16 protein-coding genes are annotated in these 14,255 nt (G+C 46.0%); 10 read left to right on the top strand and 6 right to left on the bottom strand.

All coding sequences use genetic code 11. From position 1 onward, the window contains the following. Nucleotides 1-100 precede the first annotated feature (100 nt). Genes ACWJJ5_RS01945 through ACWJJ5_RS01920 form a run of 6 tightly spaced genes read left to right on the top strand, consistent with a single transcriptional unit; the run spans nt 101 to nt 4,460 of the window. A complete protein-coding gene (locus ACWJJ5_RS01945) occupies nt 101-568 on the top strand; it encodes an 8-oxo-dGTP diphosphatase (RefSeq protein WP_003151491.1) in 468 nt (155 codons plus the stop codon). A gap of 25 nt (nt 569-593) precedes the next feature. Then, the gene (rapZ, locus tag ACWJJ5_RS01940; protein WP_012118535.1) at nt 594-1,481 is read left to right on the top strand and encodes an RNase adapter RapZ; all 888 of its coding nucleotides are present in this window, start codon (nt 594-596) and stop codon (nt 1,479-1,481) included. Next, the gene (locus ACWJJ5_RS01935; protein WP_007407422.1) at nt 1,478-2,431 is read left to right on the top strand and encodes a gluconeogenesis factor YvcK family protein; all 954 of its coding nucleotides are present in this window, start codon (nt 1,478-1,480) and stop codon (nt 2,429-2,431) included. The genes rapZ and ACWJJ5_RS01935 overlap by 4 nt, the downstream gene beginning before the upstream one ends. 26 nt (nt 2,432-2,457) lie before the next feature. Further along, nucleotides 2,458-3,408 carry a DNA-binding protein WhiA gene (whiA, locus tag ACWJJ5_RS01930; RefSeq protein ID WP_017418846.1) on the top strand — a complete coding sequence of 317 codons (951 nt, stop codon included), beginning with the start codon at nt 2,458-2,460 and terminating at the stop codon, nt 3,406-3,408. Between the two features lie 23 nt (nt 3,409-3,431). Next, nucleotides 3,432-3,689 carry an HPr family phosphocarrier protein gene (locus ACWJJ5_RS01925; RefSeq protein WP_025853523.1) on the top strand — a complete coding sequence of 86 codons (258 nt, stop codon included), beginning with the start codon at nt 3,432-3,434 and terminating at the stop codon, nt 3,687-3,689. Nucleotides 3,690-3,713: 24 nt separating this feature from the next. Continuing rightward, on the top strand, nt 3,714-4,460 hold the full coding sequence (locus ACWJJ5_RS01920; protein WP_017418847.1) for an arylamine N-acetyltransferase family protein: 747 nt from the start codon (nt 3,714-3,716) through the stop codon (nt 4,458-4,460). 59 nt (nt 4,461-4,519) lie between these two features. Here ACWJJ5_RS01920 and ACWJJ5_RS01915 read toward each other — a convergent pair whose 3' ends face one another. Continuing rightward, nucleotides 4,520-4,909 (bottom strand): ribonuclease, encoded by a 390-nt coding sequence (locus ACWJJ5_RS01915; protein WP_223151841.1) that lies wholly within the window; start codon nt 4,907-4,909, stop codon nt 4,520-4,522. 204 nt (nt 4,910-5,113) lie between these two features. Beyond that, nucleotides 5,114-6,079, bottom strand: coding sequence for a 2-hydroxyacid dehydrogenase (locus ACWJJ5_RS01910; protein ID WP_070082431.1), 966 nt, complete (start codon nt 6,077-6,079; stop codon nt 5,114-5,116). A gap of 400 nt (nt 6,080-6,479) precedes the next feature. Here ACWJJ5_RS01910 and ACWJJ5_RS01905 point away from each other — a divergent pair, with 400 nt between their 5' ends. Both ACWJJ5_RS01905 and ACWJJ5_RS01900 read left to right on the top strand, forming a co-directional pair. Beyond that, nucleotides 6,480-7,061, top strand: a complete 582-nt coding sequence (locus ACWJJ5_RS01905) for a beta-class carbonic anhydrase (RefSeq protein WP_003151503.1) — start codon at nt 6,480-6,482, stop codon at nt 7,059-7,061. 2 nt (nt 7,062-7,063) lie between these two features. Further along, entirely contained in the window at nt 7,064-8,653 is a 1,590-nt protein-coding gene (locus ACWJJ5_RS01900; RefSeq protein ID WP_014305896.1) for a SulP family inorganic anion transporter, read from the top strand. Between the two features lie 44 nt (nt 8,654-8,697). Here the strand turns inward: ACWJJ5_RS01900 and ACWJJ5_RS01895 are convergent, their stop codons facing one another. Continuing rightward, entirely contained in the window at nt 8,698-9,018 is a 321-nt protein-coding gene (locus ACWJJ5_RS01895) for a MazG nucleotide pyrophosphohydrolase domain-containing protein (protein ID WP_003151506.1), read from the bottom strand. A 115-nt stretch (nt 9,019-9,133) separates the two neighbouring features. Between ACWJJ5_RS01895 and ACWJJ5_RS01890 the strand changes: the two genes are divergently transcribed. Then, nucleotides 9,134-9,709 carry an LOG family protein gene (locus ACWJJ5_RS01890; protein WP_017418850.1) on the top strand — a complete coding sequence of 192 codons (576 nt, stop codon included), beginning with the start codon at nt 9,134-9,136 and terminating at the stop codon, nt 9,707-9,709. Between the two features lie 208 nt (nt 9,710-9,917). On the opposite strand, the gene ACWJJ5_RS01885 is transcribed toward ACWJJ5_RS01890, so the two are convergent. Together ACWJJ5_RS01885 and ACWJJ5_RS01880 are read right to left on the bottom strand one after the other, a co-directional pair. Then, a complete protein-coding gene (locus tag ACWJJ5_RS01885; RefSeq protein ID WP_060674016.1) occupies nt 9,918-11,294 on the bottom strand; it encodes an MFS transporter in 1,377 nt (458 codons plus the stop codon). 42 nt (nt 11,295-11,336) lie between these two features. Continuing rightward, nucleotides 11,337-12,467: a 2-methylaconitate cis-trans isomerase PrpF family protein gene (locus tag ACWJJ5_RS01880; protein WP_077722898.1), complete on the bottom strand. Its 1,131-nt coding sequence runs from the start codon at nt 12,465-12,467 to the stop codon at nt 11,337-11,339. A gap of 173 nt (nt 12,468-12,640) precedes the next feature. Between ACWJJ5_RS01880 and ACWJJ5_RS01875 the strand changes: the two genes are divergently transcribed. After that, nucleotides 12,641-13,501: a LysR family transcriptional regulator gene (locus ACWJJ5_RS01875; protein ID WP_077722897.1), complete on the top strand. Its 861-nt coding sequence runs from the start codon at nt 12,641-12,643 to the stop codon at nt 13,499-13,501. A gap of 43 nt (nt 13,502-13,544) precedes the next feature. Here the strand turns inward: ACWJJ5_RS01875 and clpP are convergent, their stop codons facing one another. Continuing rightward, nucleotides 13,545-14,141 carry an ATP-dependent Clp endopeptidase proteolytic subunit ClpP gene (gene clpP, locus ACWJJ5_RS01870; protein WP_003151513.1) on the bottom strand — a complete coding sequence of 199 codons (597 nt, stop codon included), beginning with the start codon at nt 14,139-14,141 and terminating at the stop codon, nt 13,545-13,547. Nucleotides 14,142-14,255 lie beyond the last annotated feature (114 nt).

Genomic DNA, 14,255 nt, shown 5'->3' with positions numbered 1-14,255 from the left:
ATAAAAGAAAAGGATGTCGGTGTCTCTGCATTGTGAGAGACATGCCGAAACGGTATAATGAAGAGACGATGATTTGTTGAGAAGGTTAGGTGACGTACTTGTGCAAAGAGTGACAAATTGTGTGCTGCAGACAGATGATCAGGTTCTCCTTCTCCAAAAGCCGAGACGGGGCTGGTGGGTCGCGCCCGGCGGGAAGATGGAAAGCGGCGAATCCGTCAGAGATTCCGTTATCAGAGAGTACAGAGAAGAGACGGGCATTTATATACTAAATCCGCAGTTAAAAGGCGTGTTTACCTTTATTATTAAGGAACAGGAACAAATCGTGTCAGAGTGGATGATGTTTACTTTCGTCGCCGACTCCTACACGGGGCGGAATGTCGCTGAATCAGAGGAAGGCGTTCTGAAGTGGCATGACGTAAAAGATATCCACAGCCTTCCGATGGCCCCCGGAGACGGGCATATCCTTGATTTTATGATCAAGGGCCAAGGGCTTTTGCACGGCACCTTTACGTATACGCCGGACTTCGAGCTGCTCAGCTATCGTTTAGATCCGCAGCTTATCAAATAAAAGAAAGACCGCAGGGGGGAGAAAGATGAGTATGAATGAAAACCATGATATTCAGCTCGTCATCATTACGGGAATGTCTGGAGCGGGGAAAACCGTCGCCATTCAAAGCTTTGAGGATCTCGGCTATTTTTGCGTCGACAATCTGCCGCCTTCCTTGCTGCCGAAATTTTTGGAGCTGATGAAAGAATCAAGTTCAAAAATGAGCAAGGTCGCGCTTGTCATGGATCTGCGGGGACGTGAATTTTTTGACAGGCTGATTGAGGCACTGGATGAAATGGCGGAAAATCCGTGGATTACACCGCGCATTCTCTTTTTAGACGCTAAGGATTCCATCCTTGTGACGAGATACAAAGAAACGAGGCGTTCTCACCCGCTGGCCGCTACCGGGCTTCCTCTCGAAGGAATCGCGCTGGAACGCCAGCTGCTTGAAGAATTGAAAGGGCGCTCTCAGCTGATCTATGACACATCGGATATGAAACCGCGTGATCTGCGTGAAAAAATCGTGGCGCATTTCGCCACGAACCAAGGTGAAACATTTACAGTGAACGTAATGTCATTCGGGTTCAAATACGGGCTTCCGATAGATGCCGACCTCGTGTTTGATGTAAGGTTTCTGCCGAATCCGTTCTACATTGAAAGCATGAGGCCGCTTACGGGGAAAGATGAGGAAGTGTCATCCTATGTGATGAAGTGGAACGAAACACAAAAGTTTATTGAAAAGCTTGTTGATCTGCTCGGCTTTATGCTTCCGTCTTATAAGCGGGAAGGTAAAAGCCAGCTTGTCATCGCGATCGGCTGTACGGGCGGCCAGCACCGCTCCGTCACGCTCGCTGAGTATTTGGCTGACTATTTTAAAAAAGATTTCTATACTCATGTCACTCACCGGGACATTGAAAAGAGAAGCCGGAAATGAATAAGAAGCCGAAAATCGCAATCTTCGGCGGCGGAACAGGTCTGTCCGTGCTGCTTCGGGGGTTAAAGCATAAGCCCGTTGATATTACGGCGATTGTGACAGTTGCTGATGACGGCGGAAGTTCAGGCCGTCTGCGGGATGAACTTCAAATTCCGCCGCCGGGTGACATCCGTAACGTACTGGCCGCTTTGTCAGATGTTGAGCCGCTCGTTGAAAATCTGTTTCAGCACCGTTTCAACAAAGGAAGCGACTTAACCGGACATTCGCTCGGCAATTTGATTTTGGCAGCGATGACAAATATAACCGGTGATTTCTTTCACGCTGTCACCGAAATGAGCAAGGTGCTGAATGTCCGCGGCAGAGTGCTGCCTGCTGCCAACACCAGTGTCGTTCTTCATGCTGAAATGGAGGACGGGCAGGTCGTCTCCGGAGAATCGACAATCCCTTCTTACGGCCAGCGGATTAAACGGGTGTTTCTTACGCCTGAAAAAATTGATCCGCTGCCGGAAACGATTGACGTCATCCGTCAGGCCGATTTAATCATTATCGGTCCGGGAAGCCTGTACACAAGCATTCTTCCGAATCTGCTCGTGCCGAAAATCGGAGAGGAAGTCGTCAAGGCCGCGGCCAAAAAAGTATATATATGCAACGTCATGACACAGCCCGGCGAGACGCTTCAATACAGCGCGGCCGACCATGTCAAGGCGCTGAACGATCATATGGAGCAGCCGTTTATCGACACGATCTTAATCAACAATGAGGAGATCCCTGACGAAATCAAAAGCAAATATGCGAAAGAGCTGGCCCGGCCCGTCGACTTCAATGTTGAAAAGCTGAAATCCATGGGGCTTGAGGTCATCAGGGATCAGATTATCACGTATAAAAATGGCGTAATCCGTCACGATACACATAAAGTGGCTTCTCTTCTTGTCGATTTATTAAGGGACTAGAGGCCTTTTGAAATGAGGTGGCTAATATGTCATTTGCATCGGAAACAAAAAAAGAACTGACGAATCTGGAAGTGAAGGACTGCTGCGCCAAGGCGGAGCTGTCCGCGCTGATTCGGATGAACGGTTCCCTGTCATTTTCAAACCGCCATCTCGTGCTTGACGTTCAAACCGAAAATGCGGCGATTGCCCGCCGCATTTATACATTGCTGAAGAAACAATATGATGTATCGGTCGAACTGTTAGTCAGAAAAAAAATGCGGCTGAAAAAAAACAATGTTTATATTGTGCGCTTTTCTGAAAATGCAAAGCTGATTTTAGAGGAATTGAAAATCCTCGGGGAGAACTTTATATTTGAACGGAATATTTCTGAGGAACTGGTGGCGAAACGGTGCTGCAAACGATCTTATATGAGAGGGGCGTTTTTGGCGGGGGGATCTGTGAATAATCCCGAAACCTCGTCGTACCACTTGGAAATCTTCTCGCTTTATAAGGAACATAACGATTCATTATGCGCGCTGCTGAATGAATTTCATCTGAACAGCAAAACGCTTGAACGGAAAAAAGGCTATATTACGTATTTAAAAGAGGCGGAAAAAATCACTGAATTTCTGAATGTCATCGGCGCTCACAATTCATTGCTGCGCTTTGAAGATGTGCGGATTGTCAGAGATATGAGAAACTCAGTGAACCGCCTCGTCAATTGTGAAACAGCAAACTTAAACAAAACCATCGGGGCTTCTCTCAGACAGGTGGAAAATATTAAATACATTGATGAACGGATCGGTCTTGAAGCGCTGCCGGAAAAGCTTCGCGAAATTGCGCAGCTGCGGATTGATTATCAGGAGGTCACGCTGAAAGAACTGGGGGAAATGGTTGCAAGCGGGAAAATCAGCAAATCCGGCATCAATCACAGGCTGAGAAAGCTCGATGAAATCGCAGAACAGCTGCGTACAGGACAAAGCATCACTTTGAAATAACCGTACAGAAAAGGGGAGATCTTATGGTTCAGGGGAAAGTGGAAGTGCGTTTAAAGACAGGATTGCAGGCGCGCCCCGCTGCATTGTTTGTACAGGAGGCAAATCGTTTTGCATCAGATGTGTTTCTTGAAAAAAACGGCAAGAAAGTGAATGCCAAAAGCATTATGGGATTAATGAGTCTGGCAGTCAGCTCGGGGACGGAAGTCACTCTGATCGCTGAAGGCGACGATGAAAAGGAAGCGCTGGAAAAGTTGTCCGCTTATGTGCAGGAAGAAGTGTAAACACTTTGTAAGGGGGACGGAACGATGAATGAGTTTCTGAAAGATTGTTATCAAACGATAGGCTGGGAAAAGGATTCCCTCGATTTCAGCAACCTGCCGGAGTTTTTAAAGGCGCTCGCGTATCGGTTTCCGTTTGAAAATCGCGCGGTTTTGTCCAAAAAAGAATATGACGTCACGAAAGAAGGACTGTGGCGGCACATGGTGAAGGAACCTCATGGCGGCCTTTGTTATGACTTGAACGGACTGCTTTATTTCATCCTGAAAGATGCCGGATTGGATGTCAAATTGATCCGCGGAACGGTCTGGAAAAACGGCTGGGCGCTGCCCGGCACACATGCGGCCGTACTTCTTTCCGCCGGAGGGAATGAGTACATCGCTGATGCAGGCTTCGGCCTCAATCTCGCCATGCAGCCTGTGCCGATGTCGGGAGACGAGACGGTATCAGCGGCCGGAGCGTTCCGCGTGAGGATAGAAGAGACGGAATTCGGGGCATACGTGCTTGAAATGAACAAAGGGGACGGCTGGCAGACAGGTTACGCATTTTCGCTTGAAGAAATCGATGAAAAGGACCTCAAGTCTATGAAACAAACAATCTTTGAACATGAACGTTCTCCTTTCAACAAACGCCTGCTTGCTTCTAAGCGGACACCGGAAGGGCACATGGTTCTGTCTGAACGCAATATAACAATAAAAAAACACGATGGCACGGCGGAAAACAGCAGAATAGACCGATCAGAGTTCGAAGAAAAATTTACTGCTCATTTTATATGAAGCTCGCAGGTTCTCTGTAAAAAAACGGCCTCCGCAGGGAAGCCGTTTTTTGTATGTGTTTATCTCATTTTTGTAAAGGTTTGATAGTGGTCTGTCGTCTTATAAATCAGCCAGTCGCTTGAGTAAAGAATCCGGTCTGAATTTCTGAAGCCTGATGTATAGTTAATATCCGCTTCACGCCACGTCCGTCCGCTTTTTGCAGGGAGTTTGCCTTCCCTGTTTGAGAAGATGTCTCCGCCGATGCTTTTCCCCGGGGCGACGTCCGCCAGATTCCCCTTTGATGCCACCCAGCCGAGGGCCTGTGCTTCTGATTTTGTAATGTAATTATCAGGAAGCTTATGATAGGTCTGAAGATAATCCGCAACCCCGTCAAACGTGTTGATAACCTGTGCTTCAGTGTGCGCCTTGTGAGAAGATGTATCCGTCTTGGCAGCCGTTGAAAACAGCATCCCCGCCGCGGAGAACAGCACCAGCAAACAAACGGAAATCCACGATAATCGTTTTTTCAAAGCAATACCTCCCATTTTTATCATGTGAAGCTGATTCCTTTTCATTGTATCAGCATCAAGAGAAAGGAATAGAAAGAATTTTAAAATAGTACTTTTGATCTAGTGAAAAATAAACCCCGGCTGAAACGGCCGGGATTTTTCATCTCATTGAAATTCCTTCGTGAGGTTTTTCGGTGTTTTTCCGTATACGGCGTCAATCATGTTTTGTGCGGCTTGCTTGAACATATTCAAGCGGATTTTTGCCGTTGCTGACCCGATATGAGGAAGCAATGTGACGTTTTCCAGCTGCAGGAGCGGATTGTCTTCGGCGATCGGCTCTTTTTCAAACACATCTAAACCGGCGCCTTTTATCCAGCCCTCCTGCAATGCGCGGATGAGCGCTTTCTCATCAACCGTCTTTCCCCGGGAAATATTGACGAAACATGCCGTATCTTTCATCAATTTAAATTCCCGCTCTCCCATCATATGATACGTTTCGTCAGTAAGCGGCGTAATTAAAAGCACAAAGTCTGATGTTTTCAGCAGTGTATCTAAGTCGGCATATGTAACCCCGAGTTCCTTCTCAGCATCCGGTTTTCTGCTGCGGTTATAATACAGCACGTCCATATCGAAGCCGAATTTTGCCCGTTTGGCAGCTTGTTCACCGATTCTGCCCATGCCGATAATTCCTAAAGTCTGATGGTGGACATCCATACCGAAAAGAGATTCCTCCTCAATGGTTCCCCATTTGCCGGCGCGGACGAATCGATCCAATTCGGCAACCCGTCTGGCGGAAGACAGAATTAATGAAAAAGCCAGATCAGCGACAGTGTCATCTAAGGTGTACGGTGTATGCGTGCCGACAACCCCGCGTCTTTTCATTTCTTCAATATTAAAATTATCATAGCCGACTGAATTATTGCTGACGACCTTCAGCTTCGGCGCGTGATCCAGCAAATCACTGTCAATCGCCGTTCCGGATGTCAGCAGCCCTTCAGCATCTTTCATTTTTTCGTACAGTTCCTCTTTTGGAATGGTATCTTCTTTCCAGATGTCATAGCGGCAATGCTCGCCTATCATTTGTTCGACTTCGGGCGGTATCGGTTTCGCGATGAATACATAGGGTTTCAACGGGCTTCTCCTCCTTTGTCTTTCTTCTCTATTTTATTATATAAGAGAAGCGGTAACGTGAGAAATATTCAAACGCATTACGATAAATTTCTGGTTCTTTTGAACTTAAAATGAAAGAAAAAGAAATGTACATGCTTGATTTCTCCAAACAGTAACAGAATCCGCCTATATTTCTGAAGGCAAAATGAGCGGAACCGCTGTTTTTAAAAGCTTTATAGGTTGGTGTAAAGATAAATTTTATTATTTTTGAAAGATATAAATGAATATAATCTGAATTTACAGTCAAATTATCGTGTCTTTTTTTGAAAGCGCTTTTGAGGCCTTTTTCTGTGCTATAATTCCTTACTGTAAGCTGGGTAAGAAGGCTTGCAATACAATCGGATGGGAGATGAATAGAAAAATGGTTTCTTTATCAAGCATTTTGGAGCACAACCAGCAGTTTGTCCAAGAAAGGAAATATGAACCTTACCAAACGACAAAATTCCCGAAAAAAAAGCTTGTCATTGTATCCTGTATGGATACAAGGCTGACGGAGCTTCTGCCGCAGGCGATGGGACTCAGAAACGGCGATGCCAAAATCATAAAAAACGCGGGAGCCATTGTTTCTCACCCATTTGGAAGTGTCATGCGGAGTATTTTGGTTGCCGTTTATGAACTGCAGGCAGAGGAAGTCTGCATCATAGGTCACCGCGAGTGCGGAATGTCGGGATTAAATGCGGCTTCCATATTAAATAAAGCAAAAGAGCGCGGCGTGGAGGACAAATGTCTGAGCCTTCTGCAGCATGCGGGAGTCGATTTGGAAACATGGCTGACCGGTTTTCACAGCGTCGAAGAAAGCGTGGCCCACAGCGTGAATATGGTCAGGCATCATCCGCTCTTGCCTGAAGAGGTGCCGGTGCACGGGCTGGTGATCGATCCGGGAACGGGGACGCTGGATGTAGTCGTTGACGGTTATGAAACAGTCAAAGGAGGATGCAGCTGACGATGCAATTTACCGGCAGATACCAGGGGTACAATTTGCAGAAATTTCAGAAAGACCTAATCGCGGGAATTGTGGTCGGAATTGTAGCGATTCCACTGGGAATGGCCTTTGCCATCGCCTCGGGGGTCGGTCCGGAATACGGGCTTTACACCGTTATTGTGGCCGGAATTCTGATTTCGCTGTTGGGCGGGTCTAAATATCAGATCGGCGGGCCTACAGGGGCGTTTGTTCCCATTTTATTTGCCATTGTGATGCAGTATGGTTTTGAGAATTTACTTGTAGCCGGTTTTATGGCAGGCGTCATGCTCGTCCTGTTTGGCGTATTTAAGCTCGGAAAGATTATGAAATTCGTGCCGAAGCCGGTGATCGTCGGATTTACGGCCGGGATCGCGGTGCTGATTTTCTCGGAGCAGATTGCCCATTTTCTCGGTCTGCGCGATATCCAAAAGCATGAAAGCTTTATCCTCAACATTGCGGAAATAGGCAAGAAGATCGGAACCTTTAATTTGTACAGCATCCTCATCGCGGGAATTGCTTTGGCCATTTTGCTGTTATCAGCCAGGCTGATGCCGAAGATTCCGGGCGCGCTTGTGGCGCTGCTTGTCTCTACAGCCGCGGCGGTCGTGTTTTTTCCTGACAAAATGGCGACAATCGGTTCTGCTTATGGGGAAATTCCGCGGCAGCTTCCGGCTTTCCAGCTTCCGGATTTCTCAATTGATAACATGGTGATGATGTTTCCGTCGGCTCTGATCATTGCGCTTCTCGGCGGACTTGAATCCATATTATCGGCGATGGTCGCGGACAATATGAAAGGATCACGGCATGACAGCAATAGGGAGCTTGTCGGGCAGGGCATCGCCAATATGGCAGCGCCGCTTTTCGGCGGCATACCGGCAACGGGAGCGATTGCGCGGACCGCAACAAATATTAAAAACGGCGCAGTTTCTCCGATTTCCGGTGTTGTCCACGGAGTCACCGTCCTCCTCGTCCTGCTCGTCTTCGCCCCGCTTGCCGTTCACGTACCGCTGGCAAGCATGGCGCCGGTATTGATGGTTGTGGCTTGGAACATGAGTGAGCGGAGGGAAGTCGCCAATATGATGCGGCTGAAAAACACTGATTCATTCGTACTGGCGGCAACCTTTTTGCTGACGGTTCTGTTTGATTTAATTATCGGCGTTTCTGCCGGTCTTGTGCTCGCTTTTGTTTTCTTTATCAGAAAAATGAGCGAATCAACAAGCATTAAAACACCGCATGCCGCGGTCAAATCGGTTAAAAATGATTCGTCCGTCAGCACATATTCCATTGAAGGGCCGCTGTTTTTCGGTTCAATTGATTCACTGGAATCATCGCTGCTGGAGAGGCTTCAGGAAAAGCCGAAGACGCTTATTCTGCTGATGAATAATGTACATTACATGGATACCTCCGCAGAAGCGGTGCTGGGGAATGTGATGAACCGGATCAAACGGCATAACGGGAGATTGATGATCGTCGGATTGCAATCACAGCCGAGAGAGCTGATCCGGAAGACGGGGCTGTTTCATAAAATCGGGAAACAGCATTTCTTTGAGCATCAGGACGAGATAACGGGATAAATTCAGATACGGCCTGTCCATGAAAAAGCGGACAGGCCGTGTTTTTATTCGGTTTCAAAGCGCTTGATCAGTTTTTCCTGATGGGCTTTCATCGCATCTTCTAACGTGATTCCGTACTTATCGGCAAGGATAGCCAGATTTCCGAGGACGTCACCCATTTCTTCAATCAGCTCCTGTCTGCGTTCAGCCTGGGTTGCGTCCTTTTCATCCGGCCGGTCTCTGCCGATTTCATATGCTCTTACCGCCCGGGCGAGCTCACCCGCCTCTTCCATTAAAAAGCCGATTCTGATAAATGGCCCGTACGCCGTCCATCCTCGTTTTTCGTAAAAATCTTTCGTCCATTGTTCTGCTTCAGCCATCTGCATGTGAAACACTCCTTATGTCCTGTATGATTCTTATTGATATTATCATATAGAGATGGGACAATATATAGTGTATTTTGATTTATTGATGTACATATATAGATGCGGAGATGAAAAAATGAAAACCATTTGTGTATTTGCGGGGTCAAACCCGGGGGTAAATGAAGAGTACAAACGCAAAGCGGCCGAACTGGGTGAATATATGGCCGAGCAGGGAATCGGCCTTGTTTACGGCGGTTCACGGGTCGGTCTGATGGGAACCGTCGCTGATGCGTTAATGGCAGGCGGCGGAAAAGCTGTCGGCGTCATGCCGAGCGGGCTTTTCAGCGGAGAGATTGTTCATCAGAATCTGACGGAGCTGATTGAAGTCAGCGGCATGCATGAGCGGAAAGCGAAAATGAGTGAACTTGCCGACGGGTACATTGCCATGCCCGGCGGTTTCGGAACATATGAAGAGTTATTTGAAGTGCTGTGCTGGGCGCAAATCGGCATTCATCAAAAACCGATCGGACTGTACAATGTGAACGGGTATTTTGAGCCGATGATGAAGATGGTCAAGTACAGCATCCAGGAAGGATTTTCGAATGAGTCTCATTTAAAGCTGATACACAGTTCCTCCCGGCCGGATGAGCTGATTGAGCAGATGAATCGGTATACATACCCGATTTTAGATAAGAAATGGCAGGAATTGTAAGATGGCGGTCGGAAATATGTTTCGGCGGCTGCATCTAATTTATTCTGACGGAAAGTTCTTTTCTCTTTCTCGTGCGTACCACGCCTTTCTTCGTAATAAGAGATATGGCTGAGAATAAGATGCGAATGAGAATGCTGTTGGGGGTGAAAGAAGAACATCCATTTCCTCAGAGGAGATGGATGTTTTGCGGTTTGCAGACTGTATGCGTTTACAACTTTTGTTGTACGAATGTTTCTTCCGATATGAAATCATCCTGCTGCATTTTTTGTTTTTTTGAACCGATTCCAAATATACCGACTGTCAGTGCACAAAGAAACCAGCAGCCTGTAAAGAATAAGAAAACACTTAAAAATCCGTAGCCTGAATACAGGAAACTGACGACAAAGGGACCGGCTACATTTGCAAGACGTCCTACGCCGTAAGTGAGGCCATTTCCAGATGCCCTGGCTTCAACCGGATATAATTCCGGCGTATAAGCATATGCGATCGAACTGAAAGTACGCTCAAACATATGCATGAGAAATCCGCATACGATAATGACCATCGGCAAAGGATTGATGCCGTAAAAGAATCCAAGCGCCATAATAATTAACGATAAAACAGAAATGGCCCACTTTCGGTCCACACGGTCAGAGATTTGCGACGCAATGAGAGCGCCCAGCGGGGCACCGATCGTTCCCAGAGTGACGTATACGATAGACTCATCCATTGATACGCCTTCTTTCACCAGAAGGGTGGGAACCCACGTGCCAAAGCCTTGAATTGCAATCGTGGAAGCTGCCCACATCGTCATTAAAACAAAAGTTCTTCCTGCCAAAGGCTTTTGAAACAGCGTCCGATATGGAACGGATTTTACAGCGGTTTGTCTGCTTTGCAGAGCTGGAGCTGGTTCAGGCAGTTCACCCTTTTCTTTTTCTGCTTTTGCCTCCAGTTCAAGCAGAATGCGGTGTGCTTGTTCGCTTTTTCCTTTCGTGTCCAGCCATTTCGGTGATTCTTCCAGTTTTCTGGCGATCAGCGGGAAAAAAATACCGACAGCGCCGAATAGAAAGATAAACCGCCAGCCGTAAGAGGCGGACGGCACGACCAATTTAGCCACCCAGCCGGCCGCAGGAATTCCGCATATGCCGATTGTAATACAGATTGCCTGGTATTTTCCCTTAGTTGCGGATGGGAAAAATTCGCTGATATACGTACTTGCCACAATCGTTGTGGCGCCGATACCTAAACTCGTAAGAAATCTAAAAACACCGAGTATTTCTGGGTTCCAAGCCAGAGAAGAGAGGAGGGAGAAGGAAGAGAAAAAGGTGACAACCAGAATTAAACCTTTTTTCCTTCCGAAACGGTCTGAAAACCATCCTCCGGCAGAGGCGCCGATAAACATCCCGAAATAGGAGACAGACGTAATAAAAGCGATGGTATGAGTGGATATGTTCCATTCCTTTAAAAGTGAAGGCGCCGCATATGAAAACGTATTTAAATCGATAAAATCAAAAAAGTAAGCGAATGAAAGGATAACGAGCACTGCTTGATGGGCCCTTGAAAAAGGCAGTCTGTTTAATCGATTAGACGCATTTACATTGATCATCTCGTATTCCTCCGTTTATCTTTGACTTGTCTGAAGACGGTATTAACCAATGTGATTCAGCGTATTCATGTTGTAACTTTGTTTAGTAAACACATAGCCTTCAGAGATTTTTCTTGCTGTGCGTACTACTTTAATCGTTGTTCCATCCGGATCAACATCTGCCTCGGTTTTTAAAATACCGCTTGGATGCCCCAATCGAATCGTTCTGCCGGAGAATGAAAATTCAGATAATATTGTATCTTGCAATAGCATGCCGGCAGTCGTACATACCGCCCCTGTAATGGCTAAAGCTTGATGCGGTTTTTGCATGGACATCATACGAATGACAAGATCCATCTCTTCTGCGTGTCTCTTTATCCCTTTTGTATCGATATAATCCGCTGGAGATGAGATTAATGTCAGTTTTGGTACGGCCGGTGATTTTGCAGCAGCCTCATGTCTCGGAGCGAATCTGCATTTCTCGGCTGCAATTGATCGGATTATTTCGAGCTTTTCCAATATATCCGGAGTATATTCGTTCGGAAGTTCTATGCCGGTAAGCCCCGCGTCCTCTGCTTTGACAAAGACAAGCGGATTGGCGTAATCAATAATCGATACGGAGATATTCCCATACGGTGTATCGAGAACATCAATAGGCTGACCGGTCGGAAACAGCTTACCGGTCACCGCCCCTTCAGCCTGGTGAAATGAAAGATAAATAGGAGAAGCTGTACCTGGAACCCCCGGAATCGAGCAGTCCCCCTGGTAATGAAATGTTCCATTTCTGACTTCGACTTCTGCTACGATCACTTTTTGAGTGTTTGTATTTAAAATTCTGACTGTTGTCACCGGCTCTTCAGCTTGAACGAGCCCTTTCTCAATAGCATAAGGGCCTACGGCAGAAGAGATATTTCCGCAATTGCCTTTGAAGTCGGTAAAATTGTCAGTCAAACTGACCTGAGCAAACGTATACTCAACATCTGCGTCCTTTCTGGCGGATTTCTTAATAATGGCTGCCTTGCTTGTGAGAGAATGGCCGCCGCCGAGACCGTCAATTTGTCTCTCGTCAGGGCTCCCCATAATGTCTAAAAGAAAATCGCTCCATAGGTTTGTATCGTCTGGCATGTCTTTTTGAAGAATAAAAACGCCTTTGCTGGTGCCGCCTCTCATAACGGTTACAGGAACTTTTTCCATGCTGTCTCATCCTTACATCATTTTGTGTGGATAAAAAGGTACCGGTCCCTTTGGAAGATATCGTATGATAAATAAGGATTATAAGTAAAACATATAATTTTTATAAAGTTGAATAAAAAACTTTTATAATATGAGAAAATTTTATAGCAGAAAAATATTTTGGGGGATTTCATATGGATGAAAAGGATTGGATTGTGCTCATTACATTATTCGAAGAAAAAAATATGACGAAGGCGGCAGAGCGATTATATATGACACAGCCGGCGTTAAGTTATCGGCTCAAAAACCTGGAAGCACAATTTGGAGTGCGCCTTTTTTATAAAAGAAAAAAAGGGATGGAGTTCACTTCAGAAGGTGAACATCTGGTTGATTATTCGAAAGAGATGCTGAAGGAGTTCAGAAGAGTGAAGGATGATATGCTCAATATGAGCCATGAAGTCAGCGGGGTTCTCAGATTAGGAGTCTCAAGCAATTTTGCTCAGTATAAGCTTCCGGCGATTCTAAAACGGTTTTCTGATCAGTATCCGTCTGTTCAATTCCACGTCAATACGGGATGGAGTGCAAAAGTGATGGATCTGCTTCATCATTCGGGGGTACACCTTGGGATTATGAGGGGAAATTATGATTGGCAAGGGGAAAAACAACTGCTGAATGAAGAGAGACTGTACCTTATTTCAAAAACTGAAATCAACAGTGAGGACCTTCCAAAATTGCCGATGATTTATTATCAAACTGATGCTTCTTTGAAAAGTTTGATTCAAAAATGGTGGAATAACCAATTTACTGAACCGCCTTTCATTGCAATGGAGGTAGACAGGCAGGAAACCTGTAAAGAGATGGTGAAAAACGGCCTCGGTTATTCTGTTGTGCCGGAAATCTGTCTTCAGCCTTCTGATGAATTATACACATTGGCGCTATCCTATAAAAATAACGAGCCTGTGATACGCGATACTTGGCTCATGTATGATTCTTCAGCGTTAGAATTATCTGTCGTCAAAGCATTCATTACTTTTTTGAATGGGAATAAAGCATAAAAAAACCTGCAAGAGACATCATCTCTTGCAGGTTTCTGAGGCATTACTTCTGGTCTTCCGTATTGCGTGTCAGCACTTTATCGATTAAGCCGTATTCTAAGGCTTCATCAGCTGATTTGAAGTTGTCGCGGTCTGTATCGCGCTCAATGACTTCAAGCGGCTGGCCGGTACGTTCAGCAAGCACTTTGTTTAATTTGTCGCGAAGCAAGAGAATGCGTTTTGCCGCGATTTCAATTTCTGTCGCCTGTCCTTGCGCTCCGCCAAGCGGCTGGTGAATCATAACTTCACTGTTAGGAAGCGCGTAACGTTTGCCTTTTTCTCCGGCTGCAAGTAAAAATGCTCCCATAGAAGCGGCCATACCGATGCAGATCGTGGATACTTTCGGTTTAATGAACTGCATTGTATCATAGATTGCCATACCGGCAGTGATTGATCCGCCAGGGCTGTTAATGTAAATGGAAATATCTTTTTCAGGGTCTTCCGCTTCAAGGAATAAAAGCTGTGACACGATGGAGTTCGCAACGTTGTCATCAATCGCAGATCCAAGCATGATAATACGGTCCTTCAAAAGACGGGAGTAAATGTCATAAGCTCTTTCTCCGCGGTTCGTTTGTTCAATGACTGTAGGTATTAAATTCATAATGCTCCTCCTTCACCTTTTAGGTAAGTATGTATTTACATGATACATTTTTGGTCAATAAAGGTCAAACAAAACGCTGACCAAAATGCCAACCTTTTCTTCTAACACCATTTT

The organism is Bacillus sp. JK74 (genome assembly GCF_053663395.1).
The sequence above is the reverse complement of the archived record's forward strand: the minus strand, read 5'-3'. Positions and strand labels throughout refer to the sequence as shown.